The organism is Thioalkalivibrio sp. AKL8, assembly GCF_000380525.1.
GTDB classification, from domain to species: Bacteria; Pseudomonadota; Gammaproteobacteria; order Ectothiorhodospirales; family Ectothiorhodospiraceae; genus Thioalkalivibrio; species Thioalkalivibrio versutus.
This window is the reverse complement of record NZ_AQYF01000014.1, coordinates 45,111-69,714: the sequence shown is the minus strand read 5'-3', so window position 1 is coordinate 69,714 and position 24,604 is coordinate 45,111. Positions and strand designations below refer to the sequence as shown.

General features: G+C 68.4%; 23 protein-coding genes. 16 read left to right on the top strand and 7 right to left on the bottom strand.

The genetic code is table 11. The annotated features are described in order from the left end of the window. Window position 1: 1 nt before the first annotated feature. The 3 genes from G335_RS0113340 to G335_RS0113330 are packed head-to-tail and all read right to left on the bottom strand — an operon-like array spanning window position 2 to window position 1,884. Complete coding sequence (locus G335_RS0113340) at window positions 2–391, bottom strand: hypothetical protein (protein ID WP_018177047.1); 390 nt, start codon at window positions 389–391, stop codon at window positions 2–4. A gap of 56 nt (window positions 392–447) precedes the next feature. Further along, on the bottom strand, window positions 448–1,338 hold the full coding sequence (locus G335_RS0113335) for an EamA family transporter (RefSeq protein WP_018177046.1): 891 nt from the start codon (window positions 1,336–1,338) through the stop codon (window positions 448–450). A gap of 39 nt (window positions 1,339–1,377) precedes the next feature. Next, the gene (locus G335_RS0113330) at window positions 1,378–1,884 is read right to left on the bottom strand and encodes a hypothetical protein (protein WP_018177045.1); all 507 of its coding nucleotides are present in this window, start codon (window positions 1,882–1,884) and stop codon (window positions 1,378–1,380) included. Window positions 1,885–2,007: 123 nt separating this feature from the next. On the opposite strand from G335_RS0113330, the gene G335_RS0113325 reads away from it, so the two are divergent. The 4 genes from G335_RS0113325 (at window position 2,008) to G335_RS0113310 (ending at window position 6,127) form a co-directional block, all read left to right on the top strand. After that, window positions 2,008–2,886: a decaprenyl-phosphate phosphoribosyltransferase gene (locus G335_RS0113325; protein ID WP_018177044.1), complete on the top strand. Its 879-nt coding sequence runs from the start codon at window positions 2,008–2,010 to the stop codon at window positions 2,884–2,886. After that, window positions 2,883–3,857, top strand: a complete 975-nt coding sequence (locus G335_RS0113320; protein ID WP_018177043.1) for a lysylphosphatidylglycerol synthase transmembrane domain-containing protein — start codon at window positions 2,883–2,885, stop codon at window positions 3,855–3,857. Before G335_RS0113325 ends, G335_RS0113320 begins: the two co-directional genes overlap by 4 nt. A 213-nt stretch (window positions 3,858–4,070) precedes the next feature. Continuing rightward, entirely contained in the window at window positions 4,071–5,369 is a 1,299-nt protein-coding gene (locus G335_RS0113315) for an FAD-binding oxidoreductase (protein ID WP_018177042.1), read from the top strand. Between the two features lie 5 nt (window positions 5,370–5,374). Beyond that, the gene (locus G335_RS0113310; protein ID WP_018177041.1) at window positions 5,375–6,127 is read left to right on the top strand and encodes an SDR family oxidoreductase; all 753 of its coding nucleotides are present in this window, start codon (window positions 5,375–5,377) and stop codon (window positions 6,125–6,127) included. On the opposite strand, the gene G335_RS13625 is transcribed toward G335_RS0113310, so the two are convergent. After that, complete coding sequence (locus G335_RS13625) at window positions 6,124–7,074, bottom strand: IS481 family transposase (protein WP_081623083.1); 951 nt, start codon at window positions 7,072–7,074, stop codon at window positions 6,124–6,126. The genes G335_RS0113310 and G335_RS13625 overlap by 4 nt on opposite strands. Before the next feature lie 374 nt (window positions 7,075–7,448). Here G335_RS13625 and G335_RS0113300 point away from each other — a divergent pair, with 374 nt between their 5' ends. The 11 genes from G335_RS0113300 (at window position 7,449) to G335_RS0113250 (ending at window position 17,652) form a co-directional block, all read left to right on the top strand. Next, window positions 7,449–8,129 carry an HAD-IB family hydrolase gene (locus tag G335_RS0113300; RefSeq protein ID WP_018177039.1) on the top strand — a complete coding sequence of 227 codons (681 nt, stop codon included), beginning with the start codon at window positions 7,449–7,451 and terminating at the stop codon, window positions 8,127–8,129. After that, window positions 8,126–9,631, top strand: a complete 1,506-nt coding sequence (locus G335_RS0113295) for a glycosyltransferase family 39 protein (RefSeq protein WP_018177038.1) — start codon at window positions 8,126–8,128, stop codon at window positions 9,629–9,631. The genes G335_RS0113300 and G335_RS0113295 overlap by 4 nt, the downstream gene beginning before the upstream one ends. Before the next feature lie 120 nt (window positions 9,632–9,751). Next, window positions 9,752–10,321, top strand: coding sequence for an invasion associated locus B family protein (locus G335_RS0113290; RefSeq protein ID WP_018177037.1), 570 nt, complete (start codon window positions 9,752–9,754; stop codon window positions 10,319–10,321). A gap of 43 nt (window positions 10,322–10,364) precedes the next feature. Then, window positions 10,365–10,928 (top strand): Na+/H+ antiporter subunit E, encoded by a 564-nt coding sequence (locus tag G335_RS0113285; RefSeq protein WP_018177036.1) that lies wholly within the window; start codon window positions 10,365–10,367, stop codon window positions 10,926–10,928. Next, window positions 10,925–11,251, top strand: coding sequence for a monovalent cation/H+ antiporter complex subunit F (locus G335_RS0113280; RefSeq protein WP_018177035.1), 327 nt, complete (start codon window positions 10,925–10,927; stop codon window positions 11,249–11,251). The genes G335_RS0113285 and G335_RS0113280 overlap by 4 nt, the downstream gene beginning before the upstream one ends. Continuing rightward, window positions 11,241–11,537, top strand: a complete 297-nt coding sequence (locus tag G335_RS0113275; protein ID WP_018144325.1) for a monovalent cation/H(+) antiporter subunit G — start codon at window positions 11,241–11,243, stop codon at window positions 11,535–11,537. The genes G335_RS0113280 and G335_RS0113275 overlap by 11 nt, the downstream gene beginning before the upstream one ends. Beyond that, window positions 11,534–12,529, top strand: a complete 996-nt coding sequence (locus G335_RS0113270; protein ID WP_018177034.1) for a hydrogenase subunit MbhD domain-containing protein — start codon at window positions 11,534–11,536, stop codon at window positions 12,527–12,529. The genes G335_RS0113275 and G335_RS0113270 overlap by 4 nt, the downstream gene beginning before the upstream one ends. Further along, window positions 12,526–12,936, top strand: a complete 411-nt coding sequence (locus G335_RS0113265; RefSeq protein WP_018177033.1) for a cation:proton antiporter subunit C — start codon at window positions 12,526–12,528, stop codon at window positions 12,934–12,936. Before G335_RS0113270 ends, G335_RS0113265 begins: the two co-directional genes overlap by 4 nt. Beyond that, window positions 12,933–14,417, top strand: a complete 1,485-nt coding sequence (locus tag G335_RS0113260; protein WP_018177032.1) for a complex I subunit 5 family protein — start codon at window positions 12,933–12,935, stop codon at window positions 14,415–14,417. The genes G335_RS0113265 and G335_RS0113260 overlap by 4 nt, the downstream gene beginning before the upstream one ends. Continuing rightward, window positions 14,417–15,937, top strand: coding sequence for a complex I subunit 5 family protein (locus tag G335_RS0113255; protein ID WP_018177031.1), 1,521 nt, complete (start codon window positions 14,417–14,419; stop codon window positions 15,935–15,937). Before G335_RS0113260 ends, G335_RS0113255 begins: the two co-directional genes overlap by 1 nt. Further along, window positions 15,934–17,652, top strand: coding sequence for a complex I subunit 5 family protein (locus G335_RS0113250; protein ID WP_018177030.1), 1,719 nt, complete (start codon window positions 15,934–15,936; stop codon window positions 17,650–17,652). Before G335_RS0113255 ends, G335_RS0113250 begins: the two co-directional genes overlap by 4 nt. Window positions 17,653–17,740: 88 nt before the next feature. Here the strand turns inward: G335_RS0113250 and G335_RS0113245 are convergent, their stop codons facing one another. Then, entirely contained in the window at window positions 17,741–18,646 is a 906-nt protein-coding gene (locus tag G335_RS0113245; RefSeq protein WP_018177029.1) for an alpha/beta hydrolase, read from the bottom strand. 154 nt (window positions 18,647–18,800) lie between these two features. Between G335_RS0113245 and G335_RS0113240 the strand changes: the two genes are divergently transcribed. Next, window positions 18,801–21,509 carry a cation-transporting P-type ATPase gene (locus G335_RS0113240; protein WP_018177028.1) on the top strand — a complete coding sequence of 903 codons (2,709 nt, stop codon included), beginning with the start codon at window positions 18,801–18,803 and terminating at the stop codon, window positions 21,507–21,509. A 61-nt stretch (window positions 21,510–21,570) separates the two neighbouring features. Here the strand turns inward: G335_RS0113240 and G335_RS0113235 are convergent, their stop codons facing one another. Both G335_RS0113235 and G335_RS0113230 read right to left on the bottom strand, forming a co-directional pair. Then, a complete protein-coding gene (locus tag G335_RS0113235) occupies window positions 21,571–23,598 on the bottom strand; it encodes a sensor domain-containing diguanylate cyclase (RefSeq protein ID WP_026304848.1) in 2,028 nt (675 codons plus the stop codon). A gap of 40 nt (window positions 23,599–23,638) precedes the next feature. Further along, window positions 23,639–24,286: a biliverdin-producing heme oxygenase gene (locus G335_RS0113230; RefSeq protein WP_018168611.1), complete on the bottom strand. Its 648-nt coding sequence runs from the start codon at window positions 24,284–24,286 to the stop codon at window positions 23,639–23,641. Window positions 24,287–24,604: the final 318 nt, after the last annotated feature.

Below are 24,604 nucleotides of genomic sequence, written 5' to 3'. Positions count from 1 at the left end.
TTTACCAGAGCCAGGTTTCGGGTTGCTCGATAGCGCGGTTGTCGTTGTTGGCCAGCAGGCCCTTGATGCAGCGCACCAGCAGCCAGATCACCAGGGCGAGGAAGATCACGAAGCCAATGCCGATCGGCGTCGTGATGACCCCGAGCACGGCAAATAACAGCCCGATCCAGAACGTGCGGATCTGGTAGGTGAAGTGGGAGACGCTGACGGCATCGGCCTCGCCGCGCTTGATATAGGCGATGATCAGGCCGGCGATGGCGGTCAGCGCGGTCAGGAAGCTCACCAGATAAAGCACGTATACCACGGTGACCATCGTGCCATCCTTGCGCGGGCCGAGCGTGGGCTCGCTCACGTTGCTGCGCACAACTTCCGGTTTCGGATCTTCGGACACTTCGCACCTCCTGTGGCGTGAATGACGGGGACCAACTTATCAGACTCGCCCGATGCCTATCCGGGCCCGCCCAGCACGATGAGCAGGATACCGACAAGGGCAAAGAAGAACCCGGCCAGTTGCACCCGTGACATGCGCTCGGCCTGGAACAATCGCGCCATCAGCGCCGTCGGCGCCGGGGACAGCGCCCCGGCCACCGCGATGATCGACAACAGGCCCATGCGCACCGCGACCACGAAGGCTACGGTCGCCGCCGCCTGTAACAGACCTGCCAGCGACAGCAACACCAGGGTCGAGCGGCTCATCCCCAGCTGCGGACGGCGGATCAGCATCACCACCAGAAGGGCCAGGGCACCCACTGCCGAGGTCGCGACCACCGGCCACAGCGGCGAGCCGGCCTCGGCCTCGTTGAGGAACACGAATATCAGACCGAAGCAGGCCCCCGCGATCGCCGCGTCGAGCAGGCCACGAACCGGATGCTCCCCCCTCGCCAGCGCCATCAGGCCACGTACCGGTTCATCCAGGTTGCGCGGACTCGCCTTGCGCGCCCCGCCAGAAATCATCCCGATCGCGATCACGATCGCGGCGATCCCGAGCAACGCCAGCAGCCCCGGCTGTTCACCCAGCGCGAGTCCGACCAGCAGCGGCACCAGCGCCGAGATCACCCCGGTCACCGCAGCGACCAGCCCCATCGAACCCTGGGCCAGGCCGTGGTAATACGCCAGCAGGCCCAGCGCCAGGGCAAGCCCCGCGGCCCCACCCCAGATCAGGGCCTGCGCTCCAGGCAGACCCGCCAGCGGAAGGGCGATCACCAACAGGGCTGCGGTCGCAAGGATCTGCGAATAGCAGGCCACCACCAGCGCCGGAATGCGTCGCGAGGCCAGCCCGCCGAAGAAATCGCCGGCGCCAAACCCCAGGGCCGTCAGCAGGCCCAGAAAGAACGCCAACTCAGACCCTGCCGCGGTTCGAACCCATCATGCGCGGGCTTACTCGTGCGCGCCGTCGAGCATGTCCTTCAGGGCCTCTTCGCTACCGGCATGGCCGACGCCGGTCACCACACCCTCGGTGTCCAGCAGGATCACGGTCGCCTGCTCGCGCTGATGCGGCAGGAAGCCGGCATCGGCCTCGCTGGAGGTCACCACGATGGAATAGTCACGCGCCTGCATCCGCGGCAGCACCACGTTCTGCATCGGCTGCGGCGGCATCTCGTGGATGTCGGCGATGTAGACGATGCCCTCGCGTTCTTCGGCGGTCATGCCACTCAGAACCGCATTGGCGATACCGGCCGGCGCGGCCTCCACGGTCTTCAGGATCACGCGGGCATTGCCCGGCAGCTCCACCGGATTACCGTGCTGGTCGTTCAGGGTGCGCTCGGGAAAGGGCTGGCCTTCGGCGAACTCGGGCTCCGGGCCACCGCCGGACATGCAACCGGCAACAAGCCCGGCCGCGGCCAGCAGGACGGCGGGCAGAAAGGATCGGGCGATACGGGACATGACAGTTCTCCTGCGAATCGAAACATGGAATCGAGCGCGCAGCACGGGCGCGCTTCAGCGCCGCCGATGGTAACGCATCGAGTGCGTCAGTAGACTGCAACGACCTTCACGACCGACGCCTGCATGCTGTATTCGCTGATCAAACTGCTGCGCCCGCACCAGTACATCAAGAACGGGTTCGTGTTCCTCGGCGTGGTGTTCGCGCACGAGTGGGGCGAACCCGGCACGGTGCTGGCGGCCAGTCTCGCCTTCCTCGCCTTCTGCGCGATCGCCAGCGCCGTGTACGTGCTGAACGACATCGTCGATGTCGAGGCCGACCGCCAGCATCCGACCAAGCGCGACCGCCCCATCGCCAGCGGTGCGATCAGCGTCCCCACCGCCTGGGCAATCTTCGCAACGGCGGCGGTCCTCGCGCTGGTCCTCGCGGCGATGGTCAGCACCTGGGTCATCGCGCTGATCCTGACCTACCTGGTGCTGAACGTCGCCTATTCCTGGTCGCTGAAGCACATCGTGATCCTTGATGTATTCAGCATCGCGGCCGGCTTCATGCTGCGCATCCTCGCCGGCACCCTGGGCCTGGGCATCGAACCCTCGCAGTGGCTGCTGCTGTGCGGCCTGATGCTGACGCTGTTTCTCGGCTTCGCCAAGCGCCGCGCGGAGCTGGCCGACGACACCATCGAACGCCGCGGCAACACCGATCGGCCGCGGCGCGTGCTCGACGACTACAGCCTCAGCCTGCTCGATCAGTTCACCTCCATCAGCGCCGCCTGCACGGTACTCGCCTATGGCCTGTACACCGTCAGCGCGGAGACCATGGCCCTGCACGGCACCGACGGGCTGATCTACACCCTGCCGTTCGTGATCTACGGCATCTTCCGCTACCTGTTCCTGCTGCACGCCCGCGGCGGCGGCAACGACACCTCGCGCGACCTGGTCACCGATCCCCACCTGCTGGCCACCGTTGCGGTGTGGCTGGGGGTCACCATCGCCGTGCTCGCATGAGCACCATCCGGCTCTCCGGATGGCGCCTGCGCGCGGTGATGTTCTCGATCATCGTGGCCGTCGCCCTGTATCTCGGGGTCGCCCTGTGGGCCGGTGCGGACGAGGTCTGGCGCGCCCTCAAGCTGGTGGGCTTCGGCGGACTGCTGCTGGCCCTGGCGCTGTCACTGTTGAACTACAGCCTGCGCTTTACCCGCTGGCAGCTGTACCTGCGCACCCTGGGCCATGCCGTCCCGGCCCGCGCCAGCCTGCACATCTACGTGGCCGGCTTTGCCCTGACCACCACCCCCGGCAAGGCCGGGGAGGCGCTGCGCGGAGTGCTGCTGAAACGCCGCCACGTACCCTACCCCGACAGCTTCGCGGCGTTCGTCTCCGAACGCCTGTCCGACCTGATCGCGGTGGTGCTGCTGTCCATGCTGGGGCTGACCCTGGTCGCGCAGGGCACCTGGCTGATCCTGATCGGTGCCGCCTGCATCCTGGCCGCGCTGGTGGTGCTCGCCTGGCGCCGGCCGCTGGCGTGGCTGCAGATCGTGAGCGACCGCCCGGGGCAGCGCCTGTGGCGCACCCTGCACCATCTAGTTACCGTCCTGCTGCAGGCGCGACGCTGCCACCGGCCCGCCCTGCTGGCCGGCGCCACCGTGCTCAGCGTGCTCGCCTGGAGCGCGGAGGCCCTGGCCTTCTGGTGGATCCTCAACGCCATGGGCTTCGAGGCCACGTTCGCCTTTGCCGCGTTCGTGTTCGCCCTGGCCATGCTGGCGGGCGCGCTGAGCTTCCTGCCAGGGGGGCTCGGCGGTACCGAGGCCGTGATGATCGCCCTGCTGCTATGGGCCGACATGCCCCCGGCCGAGGCGGTCGCGGCGACCATGCTGATCCGCTTTACCACCCTGTGGTTCGCCGTGATCCTCGGCCTGATCGCGCTGGGCACCAACCCCGAGGCCCGCGGCCGCGAACTCCCGGACCCGCACCATGGCTAGGCTCGCCACGCCAATCCCGTCATTGCGAGGCCCCGCAGGGGCCGTGGCAATCTCCCGAAGCTGTTCCGGGCGTTGGGGGCAGGAGACGGCGATAACTCGCTGCGCTCGCCCGTCGGGCCGGCCTGCGGCCGTTCAACGCGCTACGCGCTTTTGTGCCGCGGCCCCTGCCGGGCCTCGCAATGACCGGGACATTGGGCGCGTGGAGCCCAGGGCATGACCGCCAGCTGGAACCGCATCCCTCGGGTGGAACACGCGGCCGAGGTCGCGCTCGGTCGCCGCGGGCGGGCATTGCCCGACGTGCCGCGCCCGCTGCTCGCCCACGGGCTGGGGCGCAGCTATGGGGACGTCTGCCTGAATCCCCAGGCCTCGCTGCTGCACACGCCGGGGCTGGATCGCTTCGTGGCCTTCGACGCCGCCACCGGAGAGCTCACGGCCGAGGCCGGGGTATCGCTGGATGCGCTGCTGCGCTTTGCCGTGCCGCGCGGCTGGTTTCCGCCGGTGGTGCCCGGCACGCGCTTCGTTACCCTGGGGGGTGCGGTCGCCAATGACGTGCACGGCAAGAACCACCACCAGGCCGGCAGCTTCGGCGACCATGTACGCGCCCTGACCCTGCGTCGTTCCGAAGGCCAGGTGCTGGAGGTCACCCCCGAGAACACACCCGACTGGTTCGCCGCGACCGTCGGCGGCCTGGGCCTGACCGGCCTGATCGAGACCGTGACCCTGCAACTGACCCCGATCCGCAGCGCCTGGATGCGCGCCTGGTCGCAGCGCTTCGACTCGCTGGACGCATTCTGGGAGCTGAACGCCCAGTCCGAGCGCGAGTGGCCCTACACCGTGGCCTGGATCGACTGCCTGAACCCGGGAGCCGGCGGCCGGGTCGGTCGCGGCATCTACAGCGGCGGGCGCCATGCCACCACCGCGCCGCGCAAGGACGCCTGGCACGAACGCCGCCGCCGCATCCCGCTGGACCCGCCGGTGTCGCTGGTCAACCGCCTGACCCTGCGCGCGTTCAACCACCTCTACTACCGCCAGCCGGTGCACGCGACCCCGCGCGCGGTCCATCACCTGCCCTGGCTGTTCCCGCTGGACGCCATCCGGCACTGGAACCGGATCTACGGTCACAACGGGTTCTACCAGTACCAGTGCGTGCTGCCGCCGGCGGCTTCAAAGGACGGCGTGCAGGCCCTGCTGGATGCCATCGCCGCCAGTGGCCAGGGCTCGTTCCTCGCGGTGCTCAAGACCTTCGGCGACCGCGCCGCCCCGGGCCTGCTGTCCTTCCCGCGCCCGGGAGCCACGCTCGCGCTGGACTTCCCGGAAAAGGGCCGCGACACCGAACGCCTGTTCGCGCGCCTGGACGCGATCGTGCAGGAGGCCGGCGGTGCCCTGTACCCTGCGAAGGACGCACGCATGCCGGCCGACGTCTTCCGCCAGGGGTTCCCCCGCTGGGAGGCCTTCGCCGAGTATGTGGACCCCGAATTCTCCTCCGGCTTCTGGCGCAGGGTGACTGCATGAACCCAATGAAGAACGTTGTCCTCTTTGGTGCCACCTCGGCCATTGCCTCTGCGGTGGCGCGGGAGTTGGTGGACACCGGTGCCCGGCTGTTCTGCGTGGCCCGCGACGGCGAGGCGCTGGAGGCCCTGCTGGCCGACCTGCGGGTGCGTGGTGACGACCCGGACGGCGCCCGCATCCTCGGCGCCACGGCGGATCTGGCCGACGTCGACGGCCACGCCGCCATCTGGCAACAGGCGCAGGAGGCCCTGGGCGAGGTGGACAGCGTGCTGCTGGCCTGGGGCACCCTGCCCGACCAGGCCGCCTGCAACGCCTCGGTGGACGAGACCCTCGAGGCGATCCACGTCAACGGCACCAGCGCCATCGCCCTGCTCGCCCGCATCGCGCCGGACTTCGAGGCCCGCGGCCGGGGCGTGATCGCCGCCATCGGCTCGGTCGCCGGCGACCGCGGGCGCCAGAGCAACTACGCCTATGGCACGGCGAAGGGCATGCTCGCGATCTACCTGCAGGGCCTGCGCAACCGGCTGTTCTTCAGCGGTGTGGACGTGGTCACGCTCAAGCCCGGCTTCGTGCGCACCCCGATGACCGAGGGCTTCAACCGCGCCGGCGCCCTGTGGGCCGAACCGGAAACGGTCGCCCGGGGCATCGTCCGCGCCATGCACCGTGGCCGCGACGTGGCCTACCTGCCCGGCAAGTGGTGGGTCATCATGACCATCATCCGCCTGATCCCCGAATACCTGTTCAAGCGCCTCAAGCTCTAGGTGTGGAGTCTCACGAGGTTGTCCTCGGGTAGGCCGAGGATGCTGATGGGTGGTTGTTGTTTCAGGCTACCGTGTGGACGGTGCCAGTTGTAGTCATGGATCCATCGGGGAAGATGGTTTTTGCGTTCCTTTGACGTGGCGTAGGTGAAGGCATAGGCCCACTCGCGCAAGGCGGTCTGGATGAAGCGCTCGGCCTTGCCGTTGGTTCGGGGCGTGTAGGGCCGGGTGCGACGGTGGCGGATCCCCAGTCGTCGGCAGGCCTGACTGAACGCCCGGGCGTGATAGCAGGGCCCGTTGTCGGTCAGCACCCGCCGGATGGTGATGCCCAGGGTCGCGTAGTAGCGCACGGCCGCTTCCAGGTGGGCGATCGCATCCCGGGCCCGCTCGGCGGGATGGATCTCGCTGAAGGCGATGCGCGAGCGATCGTCGATCGCGACATGCACGTACTCATAGCCCACACCGATGGAGTCCTTGGCCCGGACCCCGGTCCTCCGGTGCCCGGGATGGCGGAAGCGGGCCAGCTTCTTGATGTCGAGGTGCAACAGGTCGCCGGGATGCTCGTGCTCGTAACGCCGCGGCGGCTCGACCGGCTCCAACGCCGCCAGGCGGTTCAGCCCCTCGCGCCGCAGGATGCGGCTGACGCTGGCGCGCGAGACACCCACGAACCGGGCGATCCGATCCATGGTCCAGCGTTGCCGGCGCAGGGCCACAACTTGACGCTGACACCTACGCGGCGTTCGACGCGGCTGACGCCGAGGCCGGGAAGAACGATCCAGGAGGCCGGCAGGGCCCGCCTCCTGGAACCGTTGCACCCAGCGGCGCACGACTTTCGGGTCCACGTCACAGGCGCGGGCCGTGGCTCGAATGCTCCAGCCTCGATCCACGACACAACGGACCATCCGCTCTCGACCGCGCGGTCCAAACAAGGCATTTTGGTGAAGGTTCACGGGGCGTCCTCCTTGGAATGGCTAAGTCGGCAAACTCAGCATCCTTCGGAGTCGCCCCGTGGACAACCTATTGAGAGATCACATCTAGGGAAACACTGATCCATGTACACACTCGCGTTGGAACCCCAGGTTTGCCGAGACCAGGCGCGGTGCGCAGCCGGTAGTGGTTCTACCGGCAAGGGCCGCAACGCAGGATCGGGGAACCTGGGGTGCCAACCCCACAAGCGATTGAATGCAGGGGCTCGGCCGCTTTTGCGTGGGAACGGCGTTGCGGTTCCCTTGTGCAGAATGACTGCACGGCAGTCACCGCGCCTTGTTCGCACGCAAAAGCGACTCGAGCGCGAGCGTGTACATGGATCAGTGTTTCCCTAGCCATGTCCGCCCCCACCCGGCCCGGCCCCGCGCGGCAGATCGTGCTGTTCGACTTTGATGGCACCCTGACCCGGCGCGACAGCCTGTTCCCCTTCCTGCGCCACGCACTGGGGACAGTGGAATTCCTGCGCCGGCTGCCGGACTGCCTCCCCGCCCTGACCGGCCTGGCGCTGAAGCGCCTCTCCAACCAGGATGCGAAGGAGGCCGTGCTGACCCGCATGCTGGCCGGCGAGACCCTCGCCCACCTGCAGGCAAAGGGCCGCGAGTTCGCCGAGGGCCGCCTGGACCGTCTGCTGCGCCCGGCGGGCATGCGCGCGCTCCAGGCCCACCAGACCGCGGGCCATGACTGCGTGCTGGTGTCCGCCTCGCTGGATCTCTGGCTGCAGCCCTGGGCCGAGCGCCACGGCCTTGCCGGCGTAGTCAGCTCGCGCCTGGCAGTCGATGACAGCGAACGCGTGACCGGGCGCCTCGACGGTACCAACTGCCGGGGCGCGGCCAAGCCGGCCGCCATCGCCGCCTGGCTGGCGACCCTGCCCCCGGAGGAGCCGGTGGACCTGGTCGCGGCCTACGGCGACAGCGACGCCGACCAGCCAATGCTGGAGCTGGCCCGCAGCGGCTACCGGCTGCGTCGGGGCCGCTTCCGGCGCGTCCACGGACCCGCCCTGGAGGACACCCCCGAGTGAGACCGACACCCACCGCGTGGCCGTGGCTCGCGCGCCACTACGGCGCGATCCTGCTGGCCGTCCTGCTGGTCAAGATCGGCATGGCATGGGCGCTGCCGATCACCGGCGACGAGGCCTATTTCCTCATCTGGGGCCATAACCCGGATCTGGGCTATTACGACCACCCGCCGATGATCGGCTGGTGGCTCGGCGCCATCCTGCCGCTGTCGGACCACCCGCTGGCGATCCGCGCGCTGGGCATCTTCGCCTCCATGGCCCCGGCGCTTGCGGTCTTTCTCTGGTGGCGACATACCGATCCGGTCCGGGCGCGCCTGGTCTCGCTGCTGGCGCTGTTCATGCCGCTGTTCTTCATCGCGGTCATCACCGCGACGGACACCCCGCTGATCCTGTTCGCCCTGCTCGCCACCGGCCTCGCCTGGCTGGCGCTGCGCACCGGGCGCGCGGCCTATTTCCTGCTCGCCGGGCTGGCCCTGGGGCTGGCGTTCCTGTCCAAGTACTTCGCGGTGCTCCTGGGCATCGCGCTGGGGCTGCACATCCTGCTGTTCGCGCGGCAGCACTGGCGCGGCCTCTTGCTGATCCTCGTCGGCGTGGTACCGGCGGTCGCCCTCAACCTGTACTGGAACTGGGACAACTGCTGGTACAACGTGATGTTCAACGTCGTGAACCGGCATGGCGACGGCGGCTTCGATCCGGGCAACTGGCTCACCTATGCGATCCTGCTCGTCTATCTGTTCACGCCCTGGCTGCTGTGGTTCTACGCCCGCCAGTGGCGCGCCCTGGCCGCCGGCATCCGCGAGTACCAACTGGGCGTGTTCCTCTCCGCCGGGCTGATCCCGCTGATCCTGTTTGCCCTGCTCGCCCCGTTCAAGAGCATCGGGCTGCACTGGCTCGCCGCCTTCGCGCCCTTCCTGCTGCTGCCCGCGCTGTTCCTGGCCCGACGCTCGCTGACGCTCGGCGTCTGGCTCTCCGGGGCCCTCGCGGTGCTGCACGCCGTCGCGATCCTGACCCTCGCGCTGATGCCGGTGGAATGGCTGAAGGGCCAGGACCGCTACGCCGACGCCGTGTTCTACCTGGCCCCGGAATCGGTGGCCGGGGTGGTGGGCGAATACGACGCGGACTGGCACGTCTTCACCCGCAGCTACTCGCGCTCGGCGGTACTGGGCTACTACGCCGGCCGCGAGGTCGGGGTGTTCGGCGCCGGCTCGCACTATGGCCGCCAGGACGACCTGCTTACCGACTTCCGCGCCCTGGACGGGGCCAACCTGCTCTACGTCCCCACCCGCGGCGAGCTGGACCCGGCGCATGTGGAGCCCTTCTTCGACGAGGTGCGCGTACGCGAAGTGACCATCCGCGGCGTCGACTGGACCCTCGCCGAGGGCCGCGGCTTCGACTACGCCGCCTACCACGATCGCGTCCTGGAGCCCGTGCTCGCGCGCTACTACGACCTCCCGGACTGGCTGCCCGAGGGCCGCTGCGACTTCGTCGAGCGCTACACTCGCTGACCCACGGACGGGAGGGAAATGCGCCTACCGCGTCCCCGAAACCGAAGCCGGTTCGAGGCACCGACTTGTGCGGCGCGCTAGAGTAGGGGCGTCATTTCAATACCGGAGATACCTCGACTCATGCATACGGCCATCCAGTGTGTTCGCCGCGTCCGCCGCGGTTCCTCCATCGCCCTGCTTGCCTTGCTGCTCGCGGGCCTCGCCGCCCCGGGGGCGGCGCAGGACATGGAACAACCCGGCCAACCGCAGCAGCCCGTGCAGCAGGAGCCGGAAACCACCGTCTACCAGGACTGGGAGGTCGCCTGCATCGACACCCCGAACGGCGAGCGCTGCCAGATGCAGCAGACCCTGCAGATTCAGGACGAACAGGCGCAGGGACTGTTTCTGCAGGCCACCATCCGCCGTGAAGGTGACCAGCATGTGATCGAGGTGCTGGTGCCGCTGGGCGTGGATCTGCGCCCCGGTATCCGCATGCAGGTCGATGACGCGGGCGAGGAAATGGATGCCGGCTACGTGACCTGCGTACAGCAGGGCTGTGTCGCCGGACGCGAACTGAACGGCCAGCAGATGAGCGCGCTCCGAGGCGGGCAGGCCCTGACCGTGGCCTTCCGCGCCCTGCACCAGGAGCAACCGTTCGTCTTTGACGTGTCCTTGATGGGGTTCACCGACGCCAGCAACGAGCTGAGATAAGAGCGCCAGGATCACCGCGGCACCTCCGCCAGTCAGCGACTCGATGACGCCCGCGTCTCGCTCCTCGCAACCGAACCCCGGCTTCCCGGGACGCGCGCGGTCACGTGGCAGGCGGGCGATCGGGACTGCGGCCGCGGCCGCGCTGCTGTGGTGGGTACTCGCGGGCCACGAGGCCCTGCTGGAACCGCTGGCCCTGCTGGCGATCGTTCTGGCCGGTAGCGCCAGCCTGCTGCTGCCGACCGGCCGGCCGCTCCCGTTACGCCTGCGCGCCCTGCCCGGCCTGCTGGGCTTTTTTCTTCGCAACTCGTTTCTGGGCGGCCTGGATGTCGCGCGCCGCGCCCTGGATCCGCACCTGCCAATCCATCCGGCGTTCGTGACCTACCGAACCGAACTGGCCCATGGGCCGCCGCTGACCCTGTTCATGGCGGTCATTAGCCTGTTGCCCGGCACGCTCAGCATTCGGCTGGAGGGCCGGTTGTTGACCCTGCATGTGCTGGATCGCGACGCCGACACCCGGGCGGCGCTGATCGCTCTGGAACGACGCATCCGGGCCGCCTTCCGCGACCCGCGTGACCACCGCGACAAACGCAACGGGCAAACCTCGTGAGCGTCTTCTACCTGGCCGCGGCGCTGTTCCTGCTGGGCACCATCCTGCTGGGTCTCGTTCGGGTACTGCGCGGGCCGGGTTCCGGGGACCGGATGCTGGCCGCGCAACTATTCGGCACCACCGGGGTGACGATCCTGCTGCTGCTGTCGCTGGCACTGGAGGAATCCGCCCTGGTGGATGTGGCGCTGGTCTTTGCGCTGCTGGCGGTGGTCGCCGCCGTGGCCTTCGTCCGCCAGCACGGCCTGCCGGAACCGCCGGATACCCCGACCCACCGCCAGCATCCCGAGTCCACGGAATCAAGGGAGTCGAACGATGATCGCTAATACCCTGACCGTACTCCTGGTCCTGGCCGGGCTTGTGTTCTTTGCCGCCGGCACCGCCGGGCTGCTGCGCTTCCCCGACGTCTACTCGCGCCTGCATGCGCTGACCAAGGCCGACAACGTCGGGCTCGGGCTGGTGGTACTCGGACTGATGTTCCAGGCCAGCGGTCCGGCGGACATCCTCAAGCTGCTGCTGATCTGGCTTCTGGTCCTGGCCGCGGGGACCACCGCCGCGCACATGGTGGCGCAACGAACCTGGACCCACGGGGAGTTCGAGTCGGATCGATGAACGGGCTGCTGGTCCTCTTCGATCTGGTCCTGCTGGCCGGCATCGTCGGGGTAGCCTGGCGCTGCCTGGCGAGTACCGACCTGTTCCGGGCCGTGGTGCTGTTCATTACCTTCGGATTGCTGCTGGCGCTGGCCTGGGTGCGGCTGGAGGCCCCGGACATCGCGCTGGCCGAGGCCGCGATCGGCGCGGGCATCACCGGGGCCCTGCTTCTGGTCACGCTGGAACGCCTGCGCAGCATCATGGCCGAGCGGCGCAGTGGCCGCCCGCATACGCCCCCGCCCGACCCCACCGGGCCGCATGCCCTGCTGCGGGCGCTGCACGACCCACCGCCCGAACGCCGGACCTTCCTGCCCGCTTTGACCTTTGCCCTGGTGGTCGGCGGCCTGCTGGTCACCGCGCTGTGGCACCAGCCGCAGTCCACCGGGCTGGAACCGGTAGTGGATGCCCACATGGACATCTCCGGCGTCGATCACCCGATCACCGCGGTGCTGCTGAACTTCCGCGCCTACGACACCTTCCTCGAGCTGGCCATCGTGCTGATCGCGCTGCTGGGCGCCTGGTCCCTTGGGCGACATGACCTGATCCCGGCGCGTCCGGCCCCGGGCCCGATCCTGCCCGGCACCCTGCGCCTGCTGGTCCCGGTCGCGATCGTCACCGGGGTGTACGTGCTGTGGGCCGGGAGCCACGCCCCCGGCGGGGCCTTCCAGGCCGGGGCCATCCTCGGTGCAGCCGGGATCCTGCTGGTACTGGCGCGGCCCCGCCAGCTGCCGATGGCGCCGGGGGTGCCACTGCGCCTGGGCCTGACCGCCGGCGTCGCCCTGTTCCTGCTGGTGGGGCTGTACGGCCTCGTGGCCGGACACGGCTTTCTCGGCTATGCGGACGCCTGGGCCTACCCGCTAATCCTCCTGATCGAGGTCGCGGCGACGCTGTCCATCGCACTGGCCCTGGTGGCCCTGTTCGTGGCCGGGCGCCCGGCCGGGGACGACGCATGAACGGCCTGGCCGAAACGCTGGCACCGGGCCTGTTGTACCCCACCGCTGGCGCCATCCTGTTTGCCCTGGGGCTGTACGGGCTGATCCGCCGGCACCATCTGGTCCTGCGCATCCTGGCCCTGAACATCATGGGCTCGGGCGTGTTCATGGTGCTGCTGGGTGTGGCCGCCCGCGGCGAGGGCCCGCCGGACCCGGTGGCGCAGGCCCTGACCCTGACCGGCATCGTGGTCGCGGTCAGCGCGACCGCCTTCGCCCTGGCTTTGGTGGTGCACCTGACGCGGCTGACGGGCCATGCAGTGATGCTCCCCGGGCCACCGGACGACGACGCCCCGGTGGAAGACATCTCGCGCGGCGAACATCACGCCGACGGCGGCCCCGCCGCCTCGGACGAGGATCGGCCCTCGTGACCCCGGCAAATGCCGAGTGGCTCCCGGCGGCGATCGCCGGGCTGGTCGCGCTGTCGCTGGTAGTGGCCGTATTGGCGACGGCCTGGCCGCGCCAGGCCCATCGCGTCGGCCTGCTGGGGGCGCTCGCGATCACGGCCTGGGTGCTCGGTCTGAGCGCGCTGTTCCTGAACGCCGGACCGGTTCCGGAGGCCGCCGCGACGCGGGTGGCACTGGGGGGCTGGGAGGCGCCACTGGGCCTGATGCTGCATCTGGACGGGCTGTCCATGACCCTGCTGGTGCTGACGGCCGTCGTGGGGCTTGCGACCAGCCTCTACAGCCTGGGCTATGTGCATGATCGCATCGAGCGGCGCCAATTCTGGCCCTTGTGGCTCTGGCTGTGGGCCGGCCTGAACATGCTGTTTCTCTCCGGCGATGCCTTCAACCTGTACATCACGCTGGAGGTGGTCTCGCTGTCGGCAGTGGCATTGGTCGCCTTCACCGGAACGGCCGCCGCGGTCTCCGGCGCGGTGCGCTATCTGCTGGTCAACATCCTCGGCTCGCTGAGCTTCCTGATGGGGGTGGTGCTGCTGTTCGGAGAGCACGGGGTCCTCGACCTGCTGCTGCTGGAGACGCGCACCGAGGCGGGCCCCACAGAACGCATGGCTGCCGTACTGATGACCGCCGGGCTCATGCTCAAGGCTGCGCTGTTCCCACTGCATGTCTGGCTGGCGCCGGCCCACGGTTCGGCCCCGGCGCCGGTCAGCGCGGTGCTCTCAGGGCTGGTGGTCACCGGGTCGTTCTATCTGATCCTGCGTCTGTGGATGGGCGTGTTCGCCCCGCTGGCCACCCCGGCCTTCGGCATCCTCGTCGGGATGCTCGGCGTGGCGGCGCTGGTCTGGGGCTCGCTGCAGGCCCTGCGCGCCGGCCGCCTCAAATCGATCGTGGCCTATTCCACCGTGGCCCAGTTCGGTTATCTGCTGGTGGCCTTCCCGCTGATGCTGGTGGATCCGGGTGCCTGGCGGGTGGTGGTGTTCTTCGCGGTCGTCCACGCGCTGGCCAAGGCCTCGGTCTTCCTGGCGGCCGGCACGCTGCAGCACGCCGCCGGGCATGATCGGCTGGCCGATCTCGGCGATGTACTGCGGGCGCGGCCGCGCACGGTCTTCGCCCTGGGGCTGGCCGGCGTCAGCCTGATGGGGCTGCCGTTCACCGGCGGATTCATCGCCAAGTACCTGCTCCTGGAGGCCGGCCTGGGCACGGTCCTGGCCGGTAGCGTCATCGGCGTGCTGTGGGTGCTGGCGATCGCCGGCGGCGGCCTGCTCGCGGCGGCCTACGTGCTGCGCATGGTGGCCCCGTCCTTCCAGCGCGGACGTGCGGACGCCGGCGAAGCGGTCTCGCCGTGGATGGACTGGGTACCGCTGGGCCTGGCGACTGTCGCGGCGCTCGCCGGACTGGCCGGGACGCTGACCCTCAACACGCTCGCGCTGACGCCGGGGGCCCCCTGATGGACGGCGGCTGGCTGCTGCTCGCGATCCTGTTCAGCTCCCTCGGGCCGGGGATCGCGATCTTTTTCCTGCCCGAGCATCGCCAAGGCCTGCGTACCGCGCTGAACCTGGGTGGCGCCGGCACCAAGCTGGCACTGGTCGGAGTCCTGCTGGCCGGGGTGCTGCGCGGCGACGAATACCGCTTCAGCCTGCCGCTGATGCCGGGCATCGACCTGGTCCTGGCCGCCGATGCGTTGTCGCTGCTATTCGCCAGTCTTTCGGCCGTGCTGTGGTTCGTGACCACCGTCTACGCGATCGGCTACCTGGAGGGTTCGCCCCGGCGCAGCCGCTTCTTCGGGTTCTTCTCGTTGTGCGTCAGTGCCACGGTGGGCATTGCCCTGTCCGGCAACCTGATCACCTTCCTGATCTTCTACGAGATCCTGACGCTGGCGACCTGGCCGCTGGTGGTCCATCGCGGTACGCCGGCGGCGCTGCGGGCCGGACGGCTCTATCTCGCCTACACGCTGACCAGCGGGCTGGTGCTGTTCACGGCGATTGTCTGGCTCACGCTCCTGGCCGGAGCCGAGGGCTTCACCCCGGGCGGGTACCTGGACGGTCTCGCGGAGACGCACGCGACCACCCTCCAGATCCTGTTCGTGCTGCTGATGATCGGCTTCGGGGTGAAGGCGGCGCTGGTGCCGCTGCATTCGTGGCTGCCCATTGCGATGGTCGCGCCGGCGCCGGTGAGCGCGCTGCTGCACGCCGTGGCCGTGGTCAAGGCCGGCGCCTTCGGCATCATCCGCGTCGTCAACGACGTCTATGGAACCGAGCTGGCCATCGAACTGGGCCTGACCGCCGGGCTTTTGGTGGTGGCGGCGATCACCATTGTCTACGGTTCCATCCAGGCCCTGCGCACGGACGACCTGAAACAGCGCCTGGCCTTCTCCACCATCAGCCAGGTCTCCTACATCATCCTCGGCGTGGCGCTGGCCGGGCCGCTGGGCATCATCGGCGGGCTGGTGCATCTGGTGCATCAGGGCATCACCAAGATCACCCTGTTCTTCTGCGCCGGCAACTTCGCCGAGACCCTCGGCATCCACCGCATCAGCGAGCTCGACGGGGTCGGCCGGCGCATGCCGCTGACCATGCTCGCCTTCACCCTCGGGGCGCTGGGTATGATCGGCCTGCCACCGCTGGCGGGATTCGTGACCAAGTGGCATCTCGGGCTGGGGGCGCTGGAGGCCGGCATGCCCTGGGTGCTGGGCGTGCTGGTCCTCAGCAGCCTGCTGAACGCCGCCTATTTCCTGCCGCCGGTGATCCGTGGCTGGCTCGGTGAGCGCCGCGAGCCGTGGCACGAACCGCTGCAGGCGCATGCCGGGCCGACCCGCTTCGAGACCCACTGGATGCTGCTGTTTCCGGTAGTCTTCACCGCTGCTCTGGGCCTGCTGGTGGGACTCTTCGCCGGGCTGGGGCTGAGCCCGCTGGGCTGGGTCAGCCTGATCGTGCGGCGCGACTATTCGCTGCCGGAGTTCGGGCTGTGAGCAGCATCCTCCTGCTCGCCGTCCCACTGCTGCCGTTGCTGCTGGCGGTATTCATCGGCCTGCGCCCGGGGCAGGCGCGGCTGAACCGCCTGGTCCCCTGGGCCGCGCTCCCCGGGCTGCTGCTCGCCGCCCTGGCCCCGACCGGGCTGGAGGCGACCTTCGATAGCCTGCTGATGGGGACCCACCTGGCCGTCGACCCAACCGGGCGGGCGTTTCTGGCCCTGACTGCAGGCCTTTGGCTGGCAGCCGGACTATTCGCCCTCGGCGAGCGGCGTGACGACGTCCGGCGCGAGCGCTTTTACGTGTTCTGGCTGCTGGCCCTGGCCGGGAATCTGGGCCTGGTCCTCGCGCAGGACGCGGCATCGTTCTACCTGTTTTTCTCCCTGATGAGCCTCTCCGCCTACGGGCTGGTGGTCCACTCCGGAAAGCCGGAGGCGTGGCGCGCCGGGCGGGTGTACCTGATCCTCGCGGTACTGGGCGAGGTCCTGCTGCTCGCGGGCCTGCTCCTGGCCGTCCACGCCGCAGGGCAATCCAGCCTGGCGGCGGTGGCAGCGGCCCGCCCCGAGGGCTGGGCGCTCGCACTGCTGGTCGTAGGCCTGGGGATCAAGGCCGGCATGCTGCCGCTGCACTCCTGGCTGCCCCTGGCCCACCCGGCGGCCCCCGTGCCGGCCAGCGCCGTGCTGTCCGGGGCGATGATCAAGGCCGGGCTGCTGGGCTGGATGCGGTTGCTGCCGCTCGACGCCACCGGGCATGCAGTGCTGGGCGAGACCCTGGTCCTGCTGGGCCTGGCAGCGGCCTTCCTCGGGGTCCTGGTGGGCGTCCTACAGGTACGACCGAAGACCATCCTCGCCTACTCCAGCATCTCGCAGATGGGACTGATGACGGTCGGCATAGGCCTGGCCCTGTTGCTGCCGGAGGCGCGCGGCTGGCTGCTGGCCGCCGTCACGCTGTACGCCGTTCACCACGGCCTGGCGAAGGGCGCGCTGTTCCTGACGGCGGGCATGCAGAACCAATGGCCCGGTACGCGCCTGGCCCGGGCCGCGTTTGTCCTGTTCACCCTGTTGCCGGCCCTGGCGCTGGCCGGGTTGCCGTTCACCAGCGGCGCGCTGGCCAAGAACACGCTAAAGGGCCCGCTGGCCCCCGACGCGCTGCCCGGCTGGCTGGCGCATACGGAGTTGCTGCTGACCCTCGCCGCAGCGGGCACCACCGTACTGCTGCTGCGTTTCCTGTGGTGCTGGCAGGCCGGGCTGCGGGCACCCGCCAACGGACTTGACCGGCACCGGTGGTGGGCCTGGGGCGCGCTTGCACTGACGGGGTTGTTGCTCCCGTTCGGGGTCCTGGTCGTCGGGCCCGGCGGCCTGCCCGTCGAGCCACGGGATCTGTATGGCCTGGCCCTGCTGTGGCCGATCGCCCTGGGGCTCGTCCTCGCCGGCATCGCCTACCGGCTGATCCGTGACCGCGAGACCCCACGCGTGCCGGAGGGCGATCTGGCCGTGCTGGCCGATGCCGCCTGGAGTGCCGCCCGCCGTACCCACCGAAGCCTGGCCCTGCGACCACCCCGGCCGCACCGGATGCCGGCACGCCTGCGGCTACTGCGCCTGAAACTGCGCCAGCGTCTGGAAGACGCCGAACGCGTCCTGACGCGATGGGAGACCATCGGGCTGCTGTTCTCCGCCGCGATGCTCGGGCTCTACCTGACGTTGCTGGTCGGATAGCCCCTAACACGGGCACGAAAAAGGCCGGCCCGGGGAATTCCCGGGCCGGCCTTGCACTAGCGCCGACTTGTTCTTGAGGGCTTACCGATCAGTTCTGATCGATGAAGTCCGCGGTGAAATCGGCCACGTCATCCGCGAAGAAGTCGCGGAAGAAGTGATCGGCACCGTCCACGGTCATCAGGGTGATGTCGCCGCTGTCCTTCACCGCCTCGACCTTCTGCGGCAGGTCCGGCACCACGTCATCCTCGGAGCCGACGATCACCAGCGTCGGAATCTGCATCCCGCGGATCACCGAAGGGGTATCGTTCTGGCGGGTCGGTTCGTAGTAGCCAAGAAAGGCGCGCGGGGTCACGTCCAGCTCCTCGCAATAGAGGAAGCGCACGTCCTCCATCAGGGTCTCTTCCTGGTTCATGCGCTGCAGTTCGCGGGCACGATCCAGCATCACCTGCAGCGGCAGGCCGCTTTGCTCCTCGAAATCCGCCGCAGCCTCATCCTCGTCAAAGGTGGAAGCCGCCACCAGCACCAGGGCGCGGATGCCGTCCGGGTCGTGCTCGATCAGGTAGCGGGCGACCTGATTGGCGCCACGGGAGTGCCCGAACAGGGTGACTGGACCGTAGCCTTCGTCCTGCAGCCATTCGTGCCACAGGCTGACCTCCTGCAGGTGATCGTCGACCCCGTGACGCACCGGGGCGTCACACTCGAACATCCCTTCACGTGCATCGATCCCGTAGCTCAGGTTGATCGACAGGGAGTTCAGTCCGTGCTCGGCCAGCAGGTCCTGCACCCCCGCCATCACCTCCATGCGCCCGTGCGCCAGGGTGCCGTGCAGCATCAGCACCACACCGTCGGAGGGGCTCGCCCCCATGCCTTCCTTCATATGCCCGACCAGGGTCAGATCATCGTGTTCCAGCGTGACCTTCTCCGCGGCTTGAGCGGCCGAGGCCACCAACAATGCTGCGGCCGCAAGGGCGGCCGTGGCGATCCAACGGGACATGGGGAACCTCCTGGGTGGTTAGCGTGATCCAATAGACTCAGTAGCAGTGGGAAAATTCCGCCCGAACGGGCGGGCGTAGTCCTGACAGCGCGACCTGCGCAGCGCATGATAGGCAAATCCGGAACGGCCCCGCCGCCACCTTGACGGTAGACGCATGAGCAATCGTGACCCATCCCTCGACTGGCACGCCCTGAAGACCGACGAGGTCCTCAAGCGCCTGGAGGTGGACGAGCACGGGCTCAAGTCTCCGGATGCCGAACAAAGGCTGCAGGACGTCGGCCCCAATCGCCTGCCGGAAACCGCACGCACCGGACCCATCCGGCGTTTCCTGCTGCAGTTTCACAACGTGCTGATCTACGTACTGATCGCCGCGGCCATCGGCACCGCTTTCCTCGGGCACTGGCTGGATACCGGCGTGATCCTGGGCGTGGTACTGATCAACGCGATCATCGGCCACATCCAGGAGGGCAAGGCGGAAAAGGCGCTGGATGCAATCCGCCAGATGCTCTCGCCGAAGGCGCAGGTGCTGCGCGACGGCCAGCGCCGGAGTATCCCTGCGGAAGAGCTGGTCCCCGGCGACATCGTCTACCTGCAGGCGGGAGACCGCGTCCCGGCGGACCTGCGCCTGACCGGGGCGCACAACATGCGCATCGACGAGGCCGCGCTGACCGGCGAATCGGTCGCCAGCGAGAAGCAGACCGCCCCGGTGGAGCCAGAGGCCGACCTCGGCGACCGCGTCTCGATGGCGTATTCCGGCACACTCGTCGCCTTCGGCCAGGGGCGCGGCGTGGTGATCGGCACCGGGGCCGATACGGAGATCGGACGCATCTCCACCCTGATCGGCGAGGTGGAGACCCTGACGACGCCGCTGCTGCGCCAGATCGCGCAGTTCGGCCGCTGGCTGTCGGTGGCGATCGGCATACTGGCCGCGGCCACCTTCGCCTTTGGCTTCTGGGTGCGCGACTACGACCTGGTGGAGACCTTCCTCGCGGCGGTCAGCCTCGCGGTCGCGGCCATCCCCGAGGGCCTGCCCGCGATCATGACCATCACCCTGGCGATCGGGGTACAGCGCATGGCCGCGCGCCACGCGATCATCCGCCGCCTGCCGGCGGTGGAGACCCTCGGCTCGGTCACCACCATCTGCTCGGACAAGACCGGCACCCTGACCCGCAACGAGATGACGGTGAAGAGCATCGTCACCACCGCGGCGGAGTACGAACTGACCGGGGTCGGCTACGAGCCGCACGGCGGGATTACCCGCGACGGCCAGGAGGCCGATCCGGAATCCGACCCGCTGCTCGCGGAGATCCTGCGCGGCATCCTGCTGTGCAACGATGCCGAGGTCTACCCGAAGGACGACGCCTGGACCATGGAGGGGGACCCCACCGAGGGGGCGCTGATCACTGCGGCGATGAAGGGCGGGCTGGACCCGAAGGAGGTCAACGAGCGCTATGTACGCGACGACGTGATCCCCTTCGAGTCGTCCTACAAGTTCATGGCGACCCTGCATCACGATCACGAAGGCGGGGCATTCGTCTTCCTGAAGGGCGCGCCGGAACGCGTGCTGGCCGTCTGCAGCACCCAGCGCACCGCCGACGGCGAAGAGCCCCTGGACGCCGAACACTGGCAGCAGTGGATGGACGGCGTCGCCGCGCGCGGCCAGCGCCTGCTCGCCCTGGCCACGCGGAGCATGGAGGATCATCGCCGGGAGTTGGAGTTTGCCGACATCGAGGATGGCGGTCTCACCCTGGTCGCCGTCTGCGGCATCATCGACCCGCCCCGCGAAGAGGCCATCAAGGCAGTGGCCCACTGCCAGGAAGCCGGCATCCGCGTAAAGATGATCACCGGCGATCACGGCGTCACCGCGCGCGCCATCGCCGACGAACTGGGCATCCGCACCGAGGGCGGCGTGGTGGTAGGCCACGAACTGGAGAACGCCACCGACGAAGAGCTGGAGGAGCAGGTCCGCCACGTGGACGTGTTCGCCCGCGCCACGCCCGAGCACAAGCTGCGCCTGGTGCGCGCCATCCAGAGCCATCACGAGGTGGTGGCGATGACCGGCGACGGCGTCAACGACGCCCCGGCGCTCAAACGCGCGGATGTCGGGATCGCCATGGGCATCAAGGGCACCGAGGCCGCGCGCGAGGCCTCCGAGATGGTGCTGGCCGACGACAACTTCGCTTCCATCGCCAACGCGGTGGAAGAAGGCCGCACGGTCTACGACAACCTGAAGAAGGCCATCCTGTTTCTGCTGCCCACCAACGGCGGCCAGGCCTTCACCATCGTCGCCGCCATCCTGCTCGGCCTGACGCTGCCGCTGACCCCGGTGCAGGTGCTGTGGGTGAACATGGTCACCGCCGTGACCCTGGCGCTGGCGCTGGCCTTCGAACCGACCGAACCCGGCGTGATGCAGCGCCCTCCACGCCCGCCGCGCACCCCCCTGCTGTCCGGCTTCCTGATCTGGCGCGTGGGGTTCGTCTCGGCACTGCTGGTCGCCGGCACCTTCGGCCACTTCCTGTGGCTGGAACAACAGGGCGTGGCCGACGAATTCGCCCGCACCGTGGCGATCAACACCCTGGTCATGGGCCAGTTGTTCTTCCTGTTCAACAGCCGCTACATCCTGGAACCGTCCTGCAATCGCGAGGGCCTGTTCGGCAGCCGCCCCGTGCTGATCGCCGTCGGCGCCCTGATCCTGCTACAGGGCATGTTTACCTACGCCCCACCGCTGCAGTTCCTGTTCGGCACCACCGCCATCGGCCTGGAGGAATGGGGCCGCATCCTCGTGTTCGGGATCGTCCTGTTCACCCTCGTCGAGCTGGAAAAGGCCTTCCTGCGCCGCCGCGGCTTCAACCCGCACCAGTAAATCCCGGTGCTGCGCAGGAACGCCATAACCAGGGGAAATCCGATCTGGAGGGATTGCGGCTTCAACCCGCGCTGACTTCTACCCGGTTGCGCCCGCCCTCCTTGGCGGCATACAGACCCAGATCAGCACGCTTGACGATTCCGCGTCTCTGATCACCCTCCCGGTATACCGCCACGCCGAAACTGGCGGTCACACTGCCGTAGTCACGGATCTCCAGGCCCGCGATCGCCGCGCGCAACCGTTCTGCCAGGCGGGTTGCACCCTCGAGACCGGTATTGGCAGCCAGTACGAGGAATTCTTCACCGCCCCAGCGACCCGCAAGATCGGCATCGCGCATGAAGGTCGAGACGGTCCGCGCCACCGTGACCAGCACTTCGTCACCGGCATCGTGACCCCAGGTATCGTTGAAGCGCTTGAAATGGTCGATATCGAACATGACCAGCGCGCAAGGTCGCCCGTAGCGTTCGGCCACGGCGACCTCCTGGTCGATCGCCTCCTCCATGCGGTAGCGGTTCCACAGGCCGGTGAGATGGTCACGGGTGGCCAGGCGCTCGAGCCGCTGGTTAAGCTGACTGATTTCGCCGGCCGCGATCAGCACGGCCAGATCGCTGGCCAGGTCGGTCGCCGCACGCAGCTCCGCCGATTGCCACGGGACACTCTGTCCGCGCACGATTTCCTTCCAGGAGGCGAAGCTCTCGCGCGGCGAAATTCGCCCACTTTGTCGGTCGAGTGTCTTTTCGGGGTTGCCCGCCCAGATGCGCGTTTCGGCCTTCTCTGATCGAAAGAACAGCAGCCAGGCGTCACGCGGGTTCCGGATCGGCAGCGGTACCGCCAGCAAGCCCGAGGCCCGGGCGGGTTCGCAGAACCTTCCCAGTTCGGTCCGGCCGAGTTCTCGCGATGACCAGGCCAGATCGCCGGAGTGATGCCTGTTCAACCAGGCGACGATCCCGTCGATCGATTCCGCATCCGGCACCGTGCCCACGCCGGCGCTCTGATCACCGGCGGCCAGAACCGCGCCACTGGCCCGGAAGATCCGCAACCATTCCTTGCCGTGGCTTGCCAGCAGTTCTTCCGGTTCGGGAAACTCCCCACGCTGATCGACCAGGACGTCACGACTGTCGTTGGCCCGTTGAATCAGCGCGGCCTCCTCGCGGGCCTGGACCAATTCGAGCTGAACACAGGTGGTCTGCACCATGGCGCGCAGGGCATCACGCAACGCCGGCGACAGGATATTGCGTGCCGCTGCATGGCAGGCCAGCAACCCCCACAACCGTCCATCGAGGTGCAGGGCGATCGACATCGAGGCGACCACGCCCATGTTGGCCAGGTAGGTGACATGGATCGGTGCGACCGCCCGCAGGATGCCGCACGAAAGATCGAGGGGAGAAGCGTCGACCGGGTCGCTTGTCGGGACGAGCGGCACGGCTGCCGCCGAAGCATCCGGGATGTCGCGCACCCGCATGATGCTGTAGAGCTGCCGCACCTGGGCGGGAATGTCGCTGGCCGGAAAGTGGTGACCCAGGTAGGTGTCGGCACCGTCGGCCAGGCTTTCGGCGACGACGCTGCCGTTCCAGTCCTCGTCGAACCGATAGATCATCACCCGATCGTAGCCGGCCAGTTCGCGCACCAGGGCGGTAAGCGCGCGCAGCAGCCCGTCACGGGTCGTGTGTCCGGACAGCTCGGTCTGCCAGTCGGCCATCGCGCCGAACAGCCAGCGTTCGGGATTGCCGGAAATCGGTTCGAGTTCGACCACCACGCGCGCACCACTGCGATACGACAGCAGGCGAAAACGCTGCGACCGGCCACGGCTACGCAGCGACACGATCAGCGCACCGTAACGGTTCCGTGAATCGAGCTGGATGCGGATCTGATCGAGCCAGCGGCGAGTGAACATCCGCTCGGGTGTCATGGCAAGGGCATCGGCCGGCGCCACACCGAGGATGGCTTCGAGGTTGGCGCTGACCTGGCGAACCTCCTGGAGCTGCTCGTCCATGGCAACCAGCGCACCATGCGGCTGAATCGCTCCCGGGATATGCACCGGCTCACGGTCGCAAGCCTCGAGCGCGGCATCCAGTTCCGGCTCGTCCATATCCTTCATCTCCTTCGCGGAGTGACAGCGGGCAATGAATTTATCGCATTTCGACAGCGCGTTTCCTGCTGTCGAAGGCATCCAGCTCGGCCTTGTAGTCGGCGAACGCCTCTCGGGCGCCTGCTACAGCCTGCGCGAGAGCGTCCTCGACTTCCAGCTCGCGCTCGAGCGTCGCCAGCAAGCGACCAAAGTCGTCGGGCACGATGGTCTCACCGAAAAAACGGCAAGGCACCGTATCGCCCAGGTTGGAACGAATGCACCGGGCAATCACCGCACTGCCCTGACGCGATCCCTCCAGTACATAAACCCGGCCCCACCAGGCCGCACGTCCATCCGAAAGGTCCGGCGGCGTCTGCGAGACCGGAGGGACGGGCTGGCCCAACGCGACCAGGTCCGCTTCCAATCGCGCGAGACGTGGTAACAGCTCAAATCCCGACTCCGCATGATGGCGGCTTGCATGAACCCGCCGCTCCAGTCGGGCATGCGGTCGGCACATGGCCGCAAGCGATTCCGCGTACTGCTCGCGGGTAAGCTCGCTACCGGTCAGCCGCTGCATCAACCGGTGCTGATCCAGCGCCTTGTGCGCGGGCACCGTGCCCCTGCGCAAGGCCTGGTGCGCGCGCCCCCTTTGATACCTTCTCATTGCATGAATGGTAGCAGCTTGCGCTGAGCCTGTGCCGTCCAGCATTCCGAGTATTGGGGCTTTCGCGCCGATATTCCTCGAGCCCCGGCTTGATGCCTCCGGGTCCAGTCCCGGGTGGCAGAAAGGAGGCGCAGTCGCATGTGGCACCGTCGCAGGGCCGCTGCGCTCCTCGATTCATGGGACGACCCGAGCTTTCCAGGGCGTGCCAGTCCCCCCGCCCGCTCGTTGAACGCCTTGATCGCTTCATTCGACACACACCTACAAGGATCGCGGAGTTGCGGGGACCGCCCGCGGTGGAACCCTGGCAGTCCGCGAGACACGCCCCTGACCCCCTTGGGATGGTAAAGTGCCGACCCAGCGCGG

What these genes read in the sequence shown, in the direction of transcription:
- G335_RS0113330 (WP_018177045.1), bottom strand. Translation starts at nt 1,884, where the DNA reads ATGTCCCGTATCGCCCGATCCTTTCTGCCCGCCGTCCTGCTGGCCGCG.
- G335_RS0113325 (WP_018177044.1), top strand. Translation starts at nt 2,008, where the DNA reads ATGCTGTATTCGCTGATCAAACTGCTGCGCCCGCACCAGTACATCAAG.
- G335_RS0113320 (WP_018177043.1), top strand. Translation starts at nt 2,883, where the DNA reads ATGAGCACCATCCGGCTCTCCGGATGGCGCCTGCGCGCGGTGATGTTC.
- G335_RS0113315 (WP_018177042.1), top strand. Translation starts at nt 4,071, where the DNA reads ATGACCGCCAGCTGGAACCGCATCCCTCGGGTGGAACACGCGGCCGAG.
- G335_RS0113310 (WP_018177041.1), top strand. Translation starts at nt 5,375, where the DNA reads ATGAAGAACGTTGTCCTCTTTGGTGCCACCTCGGCCATTGCCTCTGCG.
- G335_RS0113300 (WP_018177039.1), top strand. Translation starts at nt 7,449, where the DNA reads ATGTCCGCCCCCACCCGGCCCGGCCCCGCGCGGCAGATCGTGCTGTTC.
- G335_RS0113290 (WP_018177037.1), top strand. Translation starts at nt 9,752, where the DNA reads ATGCATACGGCCATCCAGTGTGTTCGCCGCGTCCGCCGCGGTTCCTCC.
- G335_RS0113285 (WP_018177036.1), top strand. Translation starts at nt 10,365, where the DNA reads ATGACGCCCGCGTCTCGCTCCTCGCAACCGAACCCCGGCTTCCCGGGA.
- G335_RS0113275 (WP_018144325.1), top strand. Translation starts at nt 11,241, where the DNA reads ATGATCGCTAATACCCTGACCGTACTCCTGGTCCTGGCCGGGCTTGTG.
- G335_RS0113270 (WP_018177034.1), top strand. Translation starts at nt 11,534, where the DNA reads ATGAACGGGCTGCTGGTCCTCTTCGATCTGGTCCTGCTGGCCGGCATC.
- G335_RS0113265 (WP_018177033.1), top strand. Translation starts at nt 12,526, where the DNA reads ATGAACGGCCTGGCCGAAACGCTGGCACCGGGCCTGTTGTACCCCACC.
- G335_RS0113255 (WP_018177031.1), top strand. Translation starts at nt 14,417, where the DNA reads ATGGACGGCGGCTGGCTGCTGCTCGCGATCCTGTTCAGCTCCCTCGGG.
- G335_RS0113245 (WP_018177029.1), bottom strand. Translation starts at nt 18,646, where the DNA reads ATGTCCCGTTGGATCGCCACGGCCGCCCTTGCGGCCGCAGCATTGTTG.
- G335_RS0113240 (WP_018177028.1), top strand. Translation starts at nt 18,801, where the DNA reads ATGAGCAATCGTGACCCATCCCTCGACTGGCACGCCCTGAAGACCGAC.
- G335_RS0113235 (WP_026304848.1), bottom strand. Translation starts at nt 23,598, where the DNA reads ATGGACGAGCCGGAACTGGATGCCGCGCTCGAGGCTTGCGACCGTGAG.
- G335_RS0113230 (WP_018168611.1), bottom strand. Translation starts at nt 24,286, where the DNA reads ATGCTGGACGGCACAGGCTCAGCGCAAGCTGCTACCATTCATGCAATG.